At 69.7% G+C, this 15,171-nt stretch carries 17 protein-coding genes; 10 read left to right on the top strand and 7 right to left on the bottom strand.

What is annotated here, in order from left to right; genetic code table 11:
- Window positions 1-16: 16 nt before the first annotated feature.
- A complete protein-coding gene (locus QE381_RS09210) occupies window positions 17-316 on the bottom strand; it encodes a putative quinol monooxygenase (protein ID WP_307217513.1) in 300 nt (99 codons plus the stop codon).
- Window positions 317-483: 167 nt separating this feature from the next.
- Here QE381_RS09210 and QE381_RS09215 point away from each other — a divergent pair, with 167 nt between their 5' ends.
- The 10 genes from QE381_RS09215 to QE381_RS09260 all read left to right on the top strand — a co-directional run bounded on the left by QE381_RS09215 (window position 484) and on the right by QE381_RS09260 (window position 7,811).
- Entirely contained in the window at window positions 484-1,245 is a 762-nt protein-coding gene (locus QE381_RS09215) for an IclR family transcriptional regulator (protein ID WP_307217515.1), read from the top strand.
- Between the two features lie 82 nt (window positions 1,246-1,327).
- Complete coding sequence (locus tag QE381_RS09220) at window positions 1,328-1,615, top strand: hypothetical protein (protein WP_307217517.1); 288 nt, start codon at window positions 1,328-1,330, stop codon at window positions 1,613-1,615.
- Window positions 1,615-3,423: an alpha/beta hydrolase gene (locus QE381_RS09225; RefSeq protein WP_307217519.1), complete on the top strand. Its 1,809-nt coding sequence runs from the start codon at window positions 1,615-1,617 to the stop codon at window positions 3,421-3,423. Before QE381_RS09220 ends, QE381_RS09225 begins: the two co-directional genes overlap by 1 nt.
- Window positions 3,424-3,680: 257 nt before the next feature.
- Complete coding sequence (locus tag QE381_RS09230; protein WP_307217521.1) at window positions 3,681-3,941, top strand: hypothetical protein; 261 nt, start codon at window positions 3,681-3,683, stop codon at window positions 3,939-3,941.
- Window positions 3,938-4,222: a WXG100 family type VII secretion target gene (locus QE381_RS09235; RefSeq protein ID WP_307217523.1), complete on the top strand. Its 285-nt coding sequence runs from the start codon at window positions 3,938-3,940 to the stop codon at window positions 4,220-4,222. Before QE381_RS09230 ends, QE381_RS09235 begins: the two co-directional genes overlap by 4 nt.
- The gene (locus QE381_RS09240) at window positions 4,219-4,557 is read left to right on the top strand and encodes a hypothetical protein (RefSeq protein WP_307217525.1); all 339 of its coding nucleotides are present in this window, start codon (window positions 4,219-4,221) and stop codon (window positions 4,555-4,557) included. The genes QE381_RS09235 and QE381_RS09240 overlap by 4 nt, the downstream gene beginning before the upstream one ends.
- Window positions 4,558-4,729: 172 nt before the next feature.
- The gene (locus QE381_RS09245; protein ID WP_307217527.1) at window positions 4,730-5,152 is read left to right on the top strand and encodes a hypothetical protein; all 423 of its coding nucleotides are present in this window, start codon (window positions 4,730-4,732) and stop codon (window positions 5,150-5,152) included.
- The gene (locus QE381_RS09250; protein ID WP_307217529.1) at window positions 5,149-5,757 is read left to right on the top strand and encodes a hypothetical protein; all 609 of its coding nucleotides are present in this window, start codon (window positions 5,149-5,151) and stop codon (window positions 5,755-5,757) included. Before QE381_RS09245 ends, QE381_RS09250 begins: the two co-directional genes overlap by 4 nt.
- A 58-nt stretch (window positions 5,758-5,815) precedes the next feature.
- On the top strand, window positions 5,816-6,340 hold the full coding sequence (locus QE381_RS09255; RefSeq protein ID WP_307217531.1) for a hypothetical protein: 525 nt from the start codon (window positions 5,816-5,818) through the stop codon (window positions 6,338-6,340).
- Between the two features lie 124 nt (window positions 6,341-6,464).
- Window positions 6,465-7,811 carry a phenylacetate--CoA ligase family protein gene (locus QE381_RS09260; RefSeq protein WP_307217533.1) on the top strand — a complete coding sequence of 449 codons (1,347 nt, stop codon included), beginning with the start codon at window positions 6,465-6,467 and terminating at the stop codon, window positions 7,809-7,811.
- A gap of 99 nt (window positions 7,812-7,910) precedes the next feature.
- Here the strand turns inward: QE381_RS09260 and QE381_RS09265 are convergent, their stop codons facing one another.
- The 6 genes from QE381_RS09265 to QE381_RS09290 form a co-directional block, all read right to left on the bottom strand.
- Window positions 7,911-8,933 (bottom strand): ABC transporter ATP-binding protein, encoded by a 1,023-nt coding sequence (locus tag QE381_RS09265; protein ID WP_307217535.1) that lies wholly within the window; start codon window positions 8,931-8,933, stop codon window positions 7,911-7,913.
- The gene (locus tag QE381_RS09270; RefSeq protein WP_307217536.1) at window positions 8,930-10,111 is read right to left on the bottom strand and encodes an ABC transporter ATP-binding protein; all 1,182 of its coding nucleotides are present in this window, start codon (window positions 10,109-10,111) and stop codon (window positions 8,930-8,932) included. The genes QE381_RS09265 and QE381_RS09270 overlap by 4 nt, the downstream gene beginning before the upstream one ends.
- Complete coding sequence (locus tag QE381_RS09275; protein ID WP_307217538.1) at window positions 10,108-10,995, bottom strand: ABC transporter permease; 888 nt, start codon at window positions 10,993-10,995, stop codon at window positions 10,108-10,110. The genes QE381_RS09270 and QE381_RS09275 overlap by 4 nt, the downstream gene beginning before the upstream one ends.
- Window positions 10,982-12,013, bottom strand: coding sequence for an ABC transporter permease (locus QE381_RS09280; protein WP_307217541.1), 1,032 nt, complete (start codon window positions 12,011-12,013; stop codon window positions 10,982-10,984). The genes QE381_RS09275 and QE381_RS09280 overlap by 14 nt, the downstream gene beginning before the upstream one ends.
- Window positions 12,013-13,794, bottom strand: a complete 1,782-nt coding sequence (locus QE381_RS09285) for an ABC transporter substrate-binding protein (RefSeq protein ID WP_307217543.1) — start codon at window positions 13,792-13,794, stop codon at window positions 12,013-12,015. The genes QE381_RS09280 and QE381_RS09285 overlap by 1 nt, the downstream gene beginning before the upstream one ends.
- A gap of 333 nt (window positions 13,795-14,127) precedes the next feature.
- On the bottom strand, window positions 14,128-15,171 hold the full coding sequence (locus QE381_RS09290; protein WP_307217545.1) for an amidohydrolase family protein: 1,044 nt from the start codon (window positions 15,169-15,171) through the stop codon (window positions 14,128-14,130).

Below are 15,171 nucleotides of genomic sequence, written 5' to 3' on the forward strand. Positions count from 1 at the left end.
TGGGCGCGGGACTCGCCTACGACGCGGATCCGACGTGGTCGAAGCGCCAGAGCACGGGCGGCCCGGCGAGCACCTCGCCGAGCTCGGGAACCGCCCCCTCGCCCGCACGATAGGCGCGGTAGGCGAGCTCGTGCTCGGGGCTCTCCCACGTCTCGTACAGGGTCCAGCGTTCGGGCTCGTCACGGTCCTGGAGCCACTCGATGCGCTCGGCGCCGGGGAAGACCCGCGTCTGCGCGAGCACCGACTCGAACACGGCGAGGGCCTGCTCGCGCCGCTCGGGTCGGATCCGGAAATCGACGATCGCGACGATCGACATGGCACCCTCCTCGGTTCCGCGGGCGCGACCGCACCGGCTGGCTCGACGCTAGCGAGACCGGCACCTCGCGTGCGCTGCCTTTCCGCGAGGCGGAAACCCGCGACGGCGCGCGATACGGGACAGTACCGTCGTAGCAGCCGATCGATGAGGATCCAGGGGGACGGCGGGTGAGCGAGGACGAGAGCGGCCGCATGACGGCAGCGGGGCGAGTGTTCACGATCCTGGACGTCTTCGGCGCCTCCAGAGCGCCGCTCACGACGGCAGAGATCAGCCGGCGCGCGAACCTCAGCATGACCACGACCCACCGGCTGCTGCACGAGATGCTCGACTGGGGCGCGGTGGCCCGGGACCGCAGCGGACGCTACGAGCTGGGCACCAAGGTCCTGGAGCTCGCGGCCTCGTCCGGCGCCGCCATGCGGCTGCGGGAGCAGGCACTGCCCGCGCTGCTGCGCCTGCACCGGATGCTGCGCATCATGGTCGTGCATCTGTCGATCCGGGACGGGCCGGACACCGTGTATATCGAGTCGCTGCGCAGCGCACGCGGCGGGGTGGGGGCCAACCGCATCGGCGGACGTGTGCCGCTGCACGTGACGGCGGCCGGCCGCATCCTGCTGGCCTACGCGGAACCGCAGGATCGCGAGGCGTACCTGGCGATCCCCCTCGCCTCGTATACGCGATACACCGACACCGACCCCGACGCGCTGCGCGCCGAGCTCGACGCCATCCGCGAGCGGCAGAGCGCGGTGACGACGCGGCAGGTCACCGAGAACACCGGCGGGGTGGCTGCGCCCGTGTTCGATCCCGACGGGCGGATCGTCGCCGCCGTCGGGGTCGTGCTCACGCTGAAGGACCACCATCTGGAGGACTACCTCGAGATGGTGAAAGCCGCCGCCGCCCAGATCAGCCGAGCGATCACCCCGCGCGACTGAGCCGCATGCGCCGCGTCGCGCTCTGATGCGCAGGGGGGTCACAGGGCTGGGCTTTCCTCGCCCCGGGGGTAGCGTGTGTGAGGTGACCAGGTGGGCGGTGGATCCGGAGAAGCTGCGGACCGCAGCATCCGTCGTCGGGTACGCGGTGGAGATCACCGAGCCCGAGACGGCGACCGCGGCGACGGAGAACGTGGGCGACGCGGAGCTGGCGAGCGCCCTGTCGGCGTTCATGCAGGCCCTGACGGGCGGCTGGATGCAGCGGGTGTCGGAGAGCGAGGCCGTCTCACGGACGCTGGCGGCATCCGCCGCTCTCTACGACGGCGCCGACAGCGACGGTGTACGGGACGTGTGCCGGGCGGACGACTTCTGATGGCGGAGCTGGGACAGACCTCCGATCCGACCGAGCTCGTGCCCGGCTCGGTCGGCGACGTGAACGCCATCGTGGCCCTGTGCGAGCGGCGCGCCGGCATCGCGAGGAAGGCCGCAGACACCGTCGCCATGAAGAAGACCATCGACGACTGGACGGGCACCGCCGCCGATGCCTACACGGCACGCGCGACGCGCCTCGCGACGGCATGGTCGGACGCGGATGACGCCCTCTCCCGCGTCGCCGCGGCGCTGCGCGAGTACGCCTCGGCACTCGCGGGGGCGCAGGGGCAGGCCGCGGACGCGATCGACGGCTGGCAGTACGCGCAGTCGCTTGCGCGTCAGGAGCGGGAGCCGGCGGCGGGGAACTCCGTGTTCACGATCCCCTCGCCCGGCTCCTGGCCGCTCGTGTTCAGCAAGGACTCGGACATGTCCGCACCCCGCACGAGCGCAGAGGGGTTCGCCACCGCGCGCAGCTGGCTGGCCGAGGGCCGGTCGTGGGTCGCCGAAGCCCAGCGCTCCGCCGTCGCCGCCGTGATCGCCGCGACCGAGGTGCTCCGCCCGGAGAACGGCTCACTGTGGGCATCGGCCGGAGCGTCCCTCGGCACGGGGGCGCCCACCCCGGCGTCCACGTTGTCGGTGCTGAGATCCCTGCGCGGCCCCGACCTGACCCTGCTGCTCGCGGCACGGCCGGACCTCGCCAAGCTCCTCGCCCAAGCGGCACCGTCGGACGTCGCGAGCTGGTGGTCCGGCCTGGACGGCGACCAGCGAGATGCGCTCGTCCACGCCGCGCCCGCCGTCATCGGCAACCTGGGCGGCGTCGCCTACCGTGCGCGCGACGAGGCCAACCGGATCGTGCTCGACCAGGCCATCGAGGACGCCAGGAACAACCCGCTCGACAAGTCCGACCAGATCGCGGCGCTGGAAGCGCTGAAGAAATCCGCCCAAGGCCGAACGCTCGTTTCCGTGGTGCTCGACGAGCCGCCCCTGGCCCAGGTCGCGGTCGGTGACCTGGATGCGGCAAAGAACGTGTCGTTCATCGTGCCGGGCATGAACTCCAACGTGCAAGGCGACATGCAGACCTACGTCAACGCAGCCGAAAAACTTCGGTTTCAGCAACAGCAGGTTGGAGGCGGCGCCGTGGGCGACTATGCGACGGTCGCGTGGTTGGGCTATCACCCTCCGATGAACGATGCCCCTGCGGATGTGGCGTTCAATGGGAAGGCCGAGGCGGGTGCGCCCGCGTTGGCGAAGGACCTCACGTCGATGGCGGCGGTGCACACCGCGACCGGGGATCCGGCGTCGATATCGGTCGTTGCGCACTCCTACGGCACGGACGTCGCGGCCCTCGCCCTCACGCAGGCGCACGCCGATCATGTCGTGTTGCTGGGGTCGGCCGGCGTCGACAGCCAGGTCGACAACGTCGCCGACATGGACGTGCCGCCGGGGCAGGTGTTCGTCTCCCAGGCACGTCACGACGGATGGGCTCCCGTCGGTCAGTTCACGTCCCAGGTGGTCTTCCAAGGTCGTATCGATCCGACCGATGCGTCCTTCGGTGCGCACGAGTTCTCCTCCGAGACCGCCACCGCTCCGAGCGGTGAGGCGTTGCGTGCGGTCGACAAACACGGCCCCTTCGGCGACGGATCCACCACCTTCAGCTACCTCGATCCCAACACGACGGCCCAGTACAACACTGCCCTGGCCACCACGGGTCGGGGTGACGAGGTCATCGCGAAGCCGCCGCTGCCCGACGCCGACGGCCTCAGGACGAACTACAACCCGGGTGGATGGCAGAAGTTGTTCCAACCATGAACACGCGCGTCCTCATCCCCGCCGGTGTACTGCTCGCCCTCGTCCTGACAGCATGCTCGCCTCACGGCGAGCCCGCCCCGGAGGAACCAGAAATGACTCCCGAACAAGTCAAAGCACAGATCACCGACCTATACCAGGCGAGTATTGCCGCGACAGCACCCGATGGCTGGGAAGTAAATGAGTCGTGGTCAGACTGTTCGGACGACCCGTCGCGTCCGCGTGTGAACTTGTTGTTCGGGGCCTCGCGCACTGCACCATTGCCCGGTACGCCCGCGGATCTCATCGCGCAGGCGCAGAAGGCCTGGCAGGAGCGCGGCCACGACGTCAAGGTTGAGCGAGACACGAACCTCACCCCGCCACGCTGGATCCTCTCCGACCCGCCCTACCTCACCGGCACCCACTCCGACGGCAGCTACTACCTGCTCGATGTGAACGAGAGCGCCATCTACTTCCGCGCTTATAGCGCCTGCGTGCCCGGGGACATCTTCCAGCTCACCACCCCGACCCCGACCCCATGACCCTCACCTTCGACCCCGACCGCCACGCGGAAACCCTCGCGAACCTGCGCCAGGCCACGGCGACCATCCAGGAGGAGCTGGAGGCCCTCGACCGAGCGGTCGCGACGTTGCGCGGGCAGTGGTCGGGCGTCGCACAGGCCGCGTACGACCGGGAGCAACGGGAGTGGACGGGGTCGATGAACCGGATGCGTTCCGCCTTGCAGAACACGACCGACGCGGCTCAGGCCGCGGGCGACCGACTCACCCAGGCCGAGGCCGACGTCACCGCGCTCTGGTCATGACCACCCGACGAGGGCGTGGGTGCCTAACCTTCCCGGGTGCCGTAGCTCTGGCGCTCACGCTCACGGCGTGTTCGCCCGGTGGTACGCCCGCTGACCTCATCGCGCAGGCGCAGAAGGCCTGGCAGGAGCGCGGCCACGACGTCAAGGTTGAGCGGGATACGAATCTCACCCCGCCACGCTGGATCCTCTCCGACCCGCCCTACCTCACGGGCACCCACTCCGACGGCAGCTACTCCACCCTCGATGTGAACGAAAGCGCCATCTACTTCCGAGCGACCAGCGGCTGCGTCCCCGGCGACATCCTCCAGCTCAACTCCCCGAGCCCGAGCTCGTGACCCTCTCGTTCGACACTGACCGTCTGCGGGGACGCTCGCACCGCAACCCGCACGGATGGGACACGTTGTTTCAACCATGAATACGCGCGTCCTCGTCCTCGCCGGGGTGCTGCTCGCCCTCGTCCTGACAGCATGCTCGCCTCACGGCGAGCCCGCCCCGGAGGAACCAGAAATGACTCCCGAACAAGTCAAAGCACAGATCAACGATCTGTACCAGGCGAGTACCGCCATCGCTCCCGACGGCTGGAAAGTCAACGGCTCGTGGTCGGACTGCTCCCCGAGCTCGTCTGACTCGAAGGTGCGCTGGAGCTTCACCGCGTGGCGCAATGCGCCATTGCCCGGCGCACCTGCTGATCTCATCGCGCAGGCGCAGAACGCGTGGCAGGAGCGCGGCCACGACGTCAAGGTTGAGCGGGATACGAATCTCACCCCGCCACGCTGGATCCTCTCCGACCCGCCCTACCTGACCGGCACCCACTCCGACGGCAGCTACTACCTGCTCGATGTGAACGAGAGCGCCATCTACTTCGAGGCGACTAGCGCCTGCGTCCCCGGGGACATCTTCCAGCTCACCACCCCGACCCCGACCCCATGACCCTCACCTTCGACCCCGACCGCCACGCGGAAACCCTCGCACGACAACCCGGGCGGATGGGACACGTTGTTTCAGCCATGAACACACGCATCCTCATCCCCGCCAGTCTCGCGCTCGCCTTGCTTCTGACCGCGTGCTCACCCCACAGCGACCCCACCCCCAAGGAACCTGACGTGACTTCTGAACAAGTCAAAGCACAGATCACCGATCTCTACGAGGCCAGCGCCGCCATCGCTCCCGACGGCTGGAAGGTTGATGATGCCTCATGGTCGGCCTGTTCGGATGACTCGTCAGGTCCACGTGTGAAGTTGATGTTCGCTGCGTCGCGTACCGCGCCGCTGCCTGGTACGCCCGCTGATCTCATCGCGCAGGCGCAGAAGGCCTGGCAGGAGCGAGGACACGATGTGTCGATCGAGCGGGACACGAACCTCACCCCGCCACGCTGGATCCTCTCCGACCCGCCCTACCTCACCGGCACCCACTCCGACGGCAGCTACTACCTGCTCGATGTGAACGAGAGCGCCATCTACTTCGAGGCGTATAGCGCCTGCGTCCCCGGGGACATCTTCCAGCTCACCACCCCTACCCCTACCCAGACCCCATGACCCTCACCTTCGACCCCGACCGCCACACGGACCACGCCCGTCGATCGGACCGCATCTGATGAGCGCCCGACGATTTTCCCCCGGCGCGCTCACACTCGCCCTTGCTCTCGTGCTCACGGCGTGCTCGCCCGGTGGCGACGGCGATGCGCAGGAAACCGACATGACCCCCGACGACGTCAAAGCACAGATCACCGATCTCTACGAGGCCAGCGCCGCCATCGCTCCCGACGGCTGGGACATTCAGGGTTCATGGTTGGACTGCTCGTCCAGCTCCTCTGACCTGAAAGTTCGCTGGAAGCTCTCAGCGTCGCGCATAGCGCCATTACCGGGCGAACCCGCGGATCTCATCACACAGGCGCAGAAGGCCTGGCAGGAGCGCGGCCACGACGTCAAGGTTGAGCGAGACACGAACCTCACCCCGCCACGCTGGATCCTCTCCGACCCGCCCTACCTCACCGGCACCCACTCCGACGGCAGCTACTACACCCTCGACATCGGAGACGGACTCGCCTACTTCGACGCGACTAGCGCGTGCGTACCCGGCGACATCCTCCAGCTCAACTCCCCAACCCCAACCCCGTGAGAACACGGGCACACCTTCGCTTCCCGTCGTGCGGAAGCGGGGCCCCGCGGCGGCGGAGCGCCGCCGATAGTGGTGGGCGGGGGCCGTTCCGAGTCCTTTCCGCCCCCGCGAAGGAGACCCACGGATGTCCGATCCCACCGATGAGCTGTTCGATCCCGAGGTCGACACCATGCCGCAGCCGGAGCTGCTCACGCGTCAGCTCGACGCCGCCACACGGATGCTGGAGCGGCTGCGCGGCTACGACGTGTGGCGCGAGCGGCTGCGCGACGCCCCCACGCAGGTGCGAAGCCTCGAGGAGCTGTCCGAGGTCCCGCTGACGGTCAAGGAGGATCTCCGCGAAGGACAGGCGGACCCGATCCCGGGACGCCCGCTGGGCGCGTTCCAGCTGGTGGACTCCGCCGAGCTCGTGCAGATCGCCAGTTCGTCGGGCACGACCGGCACACCCGTGTTCTTCGGCCTCACCGCGAACGACCTGCGGCGCTGGACCGCCGGCATCGCCAACGCCTACCGGACGGCGGGCGTCGCCCCGGGGCGGCGCGTGGCCCACACGACCGGCATGGCCATCGTCGCCGGCGGCCTCCCCTACGCCGACGGCATCCGCGGCGCGGGCGGGACGCTCGCGTGGATCGGCGGACAGACCACGGGCCGCATGGCGCTGTCGATGGACCGGCTGCAGCTGAACGTTCTGGTGGGCACGGCGTCGTTCGTCACCCACTTCGCGACACGGTGCGAGCAGGAGCTCGGCCGCCCCGCGACCGAGCTCTCGGTCCGCACGATCATCGCGGGCGGCGAGCCCGGCGCCGGTGTCCCGCACATCCGCCAGGGGATGCTGGAGGCCTGGGGCGCGACCCGCGTCAGCGAGCTGATGGGTCTCGGGGACGTGCTGCCCGCCATGTGGGCCGAGTGCTCACAGGGCCGTGGCATGCACTTCACGGCGGCCCCCGACATCCTCGTCGAGCTCGTCGACCCCGAGACCCTGGAGCACGTGCCGTGGGAGCCGGGCGCCACGGGCGAGGCCGTCTACACGACCCTCACGCGCGAGGCCTCCGCCGTCACGCGGTTCCGCTCGCGGGACCAGTTGACGGTCGTCGCCGTCGACTGCCCATGCGGCCGCACGTCGCCGACCGTGCGCTGCATCGGACGCACCGACGACATGCTCATCTTCAAGGCCATGAACGTGTACCCGACGGCGATCCGCGACATCCTGCTCGACACCTCCGCGAGCCACCTCACCGGTCCCATGCGCATCCGCAAGCAGACGGCCGACCAGGTACGGTTCGACGATCCGATCCCGGTGCAGGTCGAGGTCAACGCCGATCCGGATGCCGCCGACACGCGCGCGGCCCTCGCCGCTGCCGAGGAGGCGGTGCGGCAGCTGCTGCGCGTGCGGGTGACGCTCGAGCCGGTCCCGGTCGGCGTCATCCCGATCGGCGAGTACAAGAACGCCCTGACCTACGTCGCCGCGCCCTGACCCCCGGCCACCCCGCACAAACCGCGAGACCAGTCCGCGCCGCTGAGACCGGTGGGTTACCCACCGGTCTCAGCGCGTGGGACTGGTCTCGCGGTCAGTTCAGGGGGTGGCCACGGGGAGGGGGAAGTGACAGGCCACCAGGTGGCCGGGCGAACCCTGCGGGGTCGGCACCGGCGCCTCCCGCGCGCACTTCTCCTGCGCCAGCGGGCATCGGGTGCGGAAGCGGCACCCGCTCGGCGGCGCGAGCGGCGACGGCGGCTCACCCTTCAGCGGGATCGGACGACGCGCGATGCCCGTGTCGGGATCGAGACCCGGGATCGAGTCGAGCAGCGCCTTCGTGTACGGATGCCGCGGAGCCGCGTACAGCTCCTCCGCCGGCCCGATCTCGGCCAGCTGTCCGAGGTGCATGACCGCGACCTCGTCGCTGATCTGCCGCACGGTCGCGAGGTCGTGCGCGATGAACACGTACGACAGCCCCAGCTCGGTCCGCAGCTTCTCGAACAGGTTCAGCACCTGCGCCTGGATCAGCACGTCGAGCGAGGAGATCGCCTCGTCGCAGATGATGAGGGCGGGGTTCAGGGCGATCGCGCGAGCGATCGCGACGCGCTGCGCCTGACCACCCGAGAGCTCGTACGGACGCCGCCGCAGGTAGACGTCGGGCGCCAGGCCCACGAGATCCAGCAGCTCGCGCACCCGCTCGCGCCGGGCCGTGCGCGACATCCTCGCGTGACCGAGGAGGGGCTCCGCCACGATGTCCGCCACCCGCCAGCGCGGATTGAGCGAGCCGAACGGGTCCTGATAGACCATCTGGATGTCGGCGCGCGCCGTGCGGAGCGCTCGACGTCCCGCACCCACGATGTCCCGGCCGCGGAAGGTCACTTGCCCGGACTTCGGCTTGTCGGCCTGGATGATCGCGCGCGCCAGCGTCGACTTGCCCGAGCCGGTCTCGCCCACGACGCCGAGCGTGCGCCCGGCCCCGAGGTCGAACGAGACATCGGAGAGGGCGTGCACGACGCCCGCCTTGACGCCGCCCGGGCCCCGGCTGACGTACTCCTGCACGAGGTTTCGCACCCGGAGCAGGATGTCGTCCTGCGTCGCGGTCTCCTCGATCGTCGCGCTCATGCGCGTCCTCCTCTCGCCGGCACCGGGTCTTCGCTGGGGATGACGCCCTCGTCGAGCAACGGCTGCCCGTCGAGGCGCTCCCCCTCGATGCGCAGCTGGGCCTCGTCGTCCAGCGAGAGCTCGACGGGCACGCCGTCGTCCGGCTGGTCGAGGTCGGCGCCGTCCGTGAGGGGCCGCCAGCACGCGTAGCGGTGATCCGGCTCGTGCTCCGTCAACGCCGGGCGCTCGAGGCACACGTCGGCCGCCCGCGGGCAGCGCGGGCGGAACGAGCACCCGGGCGGCAATGCCGAGAGGTCCGGCGGGTGTCCCCCGATCACGGTCAGCATCGAGTGCGGCGCGGTCGTCAGCTGCGGGATCGCCCCGAGGAGCGCCTTCGTGTAGGGCATCCGCACGTTCTGGAACAGCGTGCGGGTGGGGGCGTGCTCGACGGCGCGGCCCGCGTACATGACCAGGACGTCGTCGGCGTAGCTGGCGGCGAGCCCCAGGTCGTGGCTGATCATGATGACGGCCGTGCCGAGCCGCTCGCACAGGTCGGTCAGCAGCTCCATGATCTGCGCCTGGGTCGTGACATCCAGCGCCGTCGTCGCCTCGTCGGCGATGAGGACCTTCGGGTCCGAGGCGAGCGCGATCGCGATCATGACGCGCTGCCGCATGCCGCCCGACAGCTGGTGCGGGTACTCGTGGAACCGCCGCTCCGCCGCGGGCATCCGCACGAGCCGCAGCAGCTCCACGGCGCGGGCATCGGCATCCTTGCGAGACACCGAGCGCTGCTTGGTCCGAATGGCCTCGACGATCTGGGCGCCGACGCTCATGGTCGGGTTGAGCGAGCGCGCCGGGTCCTGGAACACCATCGCGATGTCGTCGCCGCGCACACGGCGCAGCTCCTTCTCGCCGAGGCCCACGAGCTCGGTCCCACCGATCCGGGCCGAGCCGGAGATCACCGCGCTCGGCGGCAGCAGCCCCATGAGCGCACGCACGCTCACCGACTTGCCCGACCCCGACTCGCCGATGATGGCGAGCATGCATCCCGCGCGCAGTCGGTAGGAGATGCCGCTGACGGCGTGCACACGGCGTCCGGAGCGCGAGAAGACGACGCGCAGATCGCGGACGTCGAGCACGACATCCGGCTCGTCCGGGTTCTGGTCCATGGCGGATCCCGTCCTTTCGGCGAGCGTCATCGCCCGCTCATCTCGTCGCGCACCTGCTCGCCGAGGAGGTTGAAGGCGAGCACCGTGACCAGCAGGGCGAGACTCGGCCAGAGCACGAGCAGCGGCGTGGCCGACAGCGACTGCTGCGCGTCGTAGATCATGTTTCCCCAGCTGGGCTCGGGCGCCGGGATCCCCATCCCGAGGAAGCTCAGCGCACCCTCGGTGACGATCACGATGCCCATGCCCAGCAGCGCGAAGTTCAGCATCTGCGGCGCGATGTTGGGGGCGATGTGGCGCAGCAGGATGCGCCACCACGGACTGCCGCCCAGCTGCGCGGCCTGCACGAACGGCATGCTGACGATCCGCAGCGTCGCGGAGCGCGAGATGCGCGCCACGGCGGGGATGCTGAACGCGGTGAGCGCGAGGATCGTGTTGGGGAGGCTGGGGCCGAGCACCTGCGCGATCGCGATCGTGAGCACGAGCGAGGGGAAGGCGATCAGCACGTCCAGCACGCGCATGATCCAGGTGTCGGAGCGTCCGCCGAGGTACCCGGAGAGGGCGCCGACGAGGCCGCCGGCCACGAGGCCGATGAGGTTCGTGGCGATCGCGACGCTCAGCGATGCGCGCCCGCCGTAGATGAGGCGGGAGACGACGTCGTTGCCGTTGACGTCGGTGCCGAGCAGATGCCCGGGCGAGCCGGGCGGAAGGCCGCTGTCGAGCACGCTGCCGCCCACGGGGGAGGGCAGCGGAAGCACGAACGGCCCGAGGAAGCAGACGAGCATGAGCAGAGCGACGAACCCGCCGGGGATCCAGACGAGCAGCCGGCGCCGCACGAGCGCCCAGTCGGTGCCCGGGGCGCGCTCGCCCGCGGCGGCGAGCGCCGCGGAGGTCGTGGCGGCATCAACGAGAGCCATAGCGGATCCTCGGGTCAAGGACGGCATACATGACGTCGACGAACAGGTTGGCGAAGATGGCGACCGCCGCGAAGATGAACACGCACGCCTGGACGACGGCGGTGTCCTGCGACCCGACGCCCTGGAGCATCATGACGCCCAGGCCCGGCATCGAGAAGATCTGCTCGATGATGACCGTGCCTCCGACGAGACCGCCGACGTTGAGCCCCACGAGCGTCAGCAGCCCGAACGACGAGTTGCGGAAGGCGTGCACGAGCAGCACCTTCCACGGGCCGACGCCCTTGGCGCGGGCCGTCTCGATGTACTCGGCCGAGTTCATCTGCTCGACGAGATCGCCGCGGAGGAACCGCGCGTAGAAGCAGGCGATCGGCAGGCCGAGGGCGAGCACGGGAAGCGTCACGGATCTGAGGTTGGCGACCACGTCGGTCGTGACCGGCACGTATCCGATCGCCGGCAGCGCACGCAGGCTCACCGCGAAGACGAGCACGAGCAGCAGCGCCATGACGTAGTTCGGCACGGCCAGCAGGGTCATCGAGATGACCATCACGACCCGGTCGAAGATGCCACCGGGACGGCGGGCCGCGATCAGCGCCACGGGGAGCGAGACCAGGAGCGAGACGGCGAAGGCGAGCAGCACGAGCTCGACCGTGACCGGCATCCGCTCCGCGAGCAGCTGCGCGACCGGCTGACCGCTCACGGAGGACTTGCCGAGGTTTCCGGTGACGAACCCCCCGAGCCAGGTCAGGTACCGCTCCACCGGCGGGCGGTCGAGACCGAGCTGGTGCCGCACCGCCTCGACCTGCTCCTCGGAGGCGTTCATCCCCGCCATGTTGCGGGCGGGGTCGCCCGGCATCACGGCCATGAGCGCGAAGGTGAGGATGCTCACGGCCAGCAGCAGCGGGATCGCGATCAGCACGCGGCGCACCACCAGCCGCAGCAGCGGCGAGCCGGCCACCCGGCCGAGGAGCCCCTGAGGCCCCTCGGTCCGGATGGACGTCGTCTCGACGGTCGAGGTCACTACTTGCCGCCCTCGACCCAGGCGCGGTCGTACAGGACGCCGCTGTTGACGGAGAGCGCGGGGATCTTCGTCGTCAAGCCCGGTGCGTGCACGCCCTTGCGGACGACCTGAGCGGGGGAGAACGCCATCCCGAACGGGCCGTAGGCCTGGTCGGAGATGTACTTCGCGATCTCGTCGTAGGTCTGCTGCCGCGCGGCCGTGTCGGTCGTGGACACGGCCTTGACGAGCAGGTCGTCCAGCGGCGTCGTGAGCTTCTTGGCGAGCGCGTCGGCCGCGGAGCTCGCGCCCTGTGGGAGCGGCGTGCCGCTGAAGGCCGACGTCGAGCCGAAGCGCACCTGGACGCCGATGCCGACCGAGGGGTCCCAGGATCCGGCGGTCTGGAGCATCGACTCCCACTGGCCGCTGATGAAGGTCGTGATGACGTCGCCGAGCGGCTTCGCGTCGATCGAGACGTCGATGCCCGCGGCCTGCCACTGCGTCTGCAACGCCGTCGTGACCGCGCGGGCGGTGACGATGTCGGTCGTGCCGAGCGTGACCTTCAGACCGCCGAGCTCCTTCACGAGCGCCTTCGCCTTGTCGAGGTCGAAGGTGCGGTAGCCGTCGACCTTGGTGTTGGCGAACAGGTCGCCCGAGGCCATGAACGACTGCGACATCTCGCCCTGGCCCTTGAACAGGCCCTGGTTGATGGCGTCGAAGTCGGTCGCGTAGTAGATCGCCTCGCGCGCCTTGATGTCGTTGAACGGCGCGGTGCGCGTGTTGAGCTGGACCACGTAGGGCGAGGTCGGCGGCGTGAGGAGCACGCCGACATCCGGGTTCGACTGGGCCTGTTGGATGAGCGTCACCGAGCTGAGTCCTTCGATCGCGTCGCCCTGTCCCGCCTGCAGCGTCTGGTAGGCGACCTGGTCGCCCGCGACGGACTGGAAGTTCAGGGTGTCCAGGTAGGGAAGGCCCGACTTGAAGTAGGTCGGGTTCTTCTTGAGCTCGAGCCGATCGCTCATCTTGTCGCTCGTGATGACGAACGGGCCGGCGCCGACGGGAGTGAGCTTGAACGCATCCGCACCCAGCTTCGCGTATGCGGTCGGCGAGGCGATCAGGTTCAGGTTCGCGACGGGGAAGCCGTTGACGAGCGCTCCGTTGGGGGCGTTCAGCGCCATGGTGATGGTCTGGTCGTCGACCACGCGGATCGCGGCGAGGTCGGCGTTGACGGCGTTCTTGTCGACGTCGGCGGGCAGCGCGGCCCACAGGCTCGCCATGAAGTCCTCGCTGAGGTTCGTGGGTGCGCCCGCGGACGAGTCGAGGTCGAGCTGCACGAGGCCCGAGCTGCCGGAGTTGAGACCGCGGATCCAGTTCCACAGCACGGCCTGCGCGTTGAACGGCGTGCCGTCGGAGAAGGTGATGCCCTGGCGCAGCTTGACCGTGAGGGTCTTCTGATCCTCGCTCCACGAGTAGCTCTCGGCCTGGTTGGGCTGGATGTGGGCGTTGCTGCCGTCGTCATCGGCTTCGAGCGTGAACAGCCCGCCGAAGATCGCCGAGTTCTGCGGCAGGTTCGACCCCGTCGTGTTGCTGGTCGCGGGGTCGAGCCCCGTGTTCCACCCGCCCGCGAAGCCGGCGTCGAGCAGGACCGTCATGGTCCCGCCGGGCTGGGGCGTGCCGTCTCCCCCGGTCGCGCTGGTGTCTCCTCCGCCGCTGCAGGCCACGGCGGAGATGCCGAGACTCGCGACGACGGCGATGGCGCCGATCAGCCGCTTTGCCGACCGCCCGCCCTTCGCACTGATGGTCATGTGATGCTCCTTGATAGAGGACCGGTTCCGGCGATGTTTCGGAAGGACTGCTTCGTCCTCCCCGGGCGACCGGACTTGCTGGGATTCTTCCCGAGCCCTCCAGCCCGATCCACGCCGTTTCCGCCGGGCGAAAGGCCCCGTCCACCCTCACCGCCGCACCCGGCCGACGCATCCGCACCGTGTCCCAGTTCCTCCCGGTGCATGTCCCAGTTCAAGCCGCTCAGCGCCCGCTCAACCGGTCGAAAGTGGGACATGGATGCGGTTGCGCGGGCGTGCGCGGGCGCGGGCGCGGGGGCGCGGGCGCGGCGGGGGCGCGGCGGGGGCGCGGGGGGCTCAGGCGGGGGCGTGCGCGTGGGCGTGGGTGTGCACGGTCAGCTCGTCGGTCTCCCGCCCGAGCCACCGGAACGCGTTGCGGTGGCTGATGTCGGCCCACTGGGCCGGTTCCAGCTCCATCTCGCGGAACGTCTTGCCCCCCGGCTCCTCCCGCAGCATGGCCGGGAAGTCCGAGCCGATGAGCAGCCGGTCGGCTCCCAGCAGGTCGACGAGATAGCGGATCGTCCTGCGGTCGAACACCATCGCGTCGTAGTAGAACCGACGAGCGTACTCGAACGGAGAGGGCCCGTCGTCGTGCATCACGGCACGGTCCTCGTCGACCGGTCCCTCGTTCCACGCACCGCCCCAGAAGTAGTTCGCGCGCGGCAGCATCATGGGGAACCCGCCGGCCGCGTGGCTGAACGAGATGCGCAGGTCCGGGCACGCGGCGGCGGTGCCTCCCAGGATCAGGGATGCCGCGGCGAACATGCCCTCGATGCCCACGACGTAGGTGCCCATCGCCGACATCGGCAACCGGTCCATGGGCGAGGGCATGGCGTGCACGAACACGGGGAGGTCCAGCCTCTCCGCCTCGCGGAAGAACTCCAGGAACCTCGTATCCCCGATCGAGCTGCCCAGGATGTTGGACGCGATCTCGACGCCGGCGAGCCCCCGTTCCTTGATCGCGGCGAGCTCGGCGGTCGCCGCATCCGGGTCCTGCATCGGCACCATGCCGAGCGCGATGATCCGCTCCGGCGCATATGCGCCGATCTCGGCGCCGAAGTCGTTCACGTGACGCGCGAGCGACAGCCCGTCGCCGGCGGGCAGGTCGTAGCGCAGCAGCGGCGGCATGGGGCTCACGACCTCGGCGTCGAGGCCCGACGCCTCCAGGGCCTCCACCCGGCGCTCGGCCTGGAAGAAGACGTCCTTCGCGGGGAACCGCATCTGGTCGAACACGAGGAGCCGTGAGGTGGAGCCGTCGATCGGCTCCATGTGGGGGAAGCAGGACGGTGCGTCCTCGGGGTAGCCCGCGGGGAGGAAGTGGGCGTGTGCGTCGACGATCAT

It is taken from the genome of Microbacterium sp. SORGH_AS_0888 (genome assembly GCF_030818905.1).
Classification (GTDB): Bacteria; Actinomycetota; Actinomycetes; order Actinomycetales; family Microbacteriaceae; genus Microbacterium.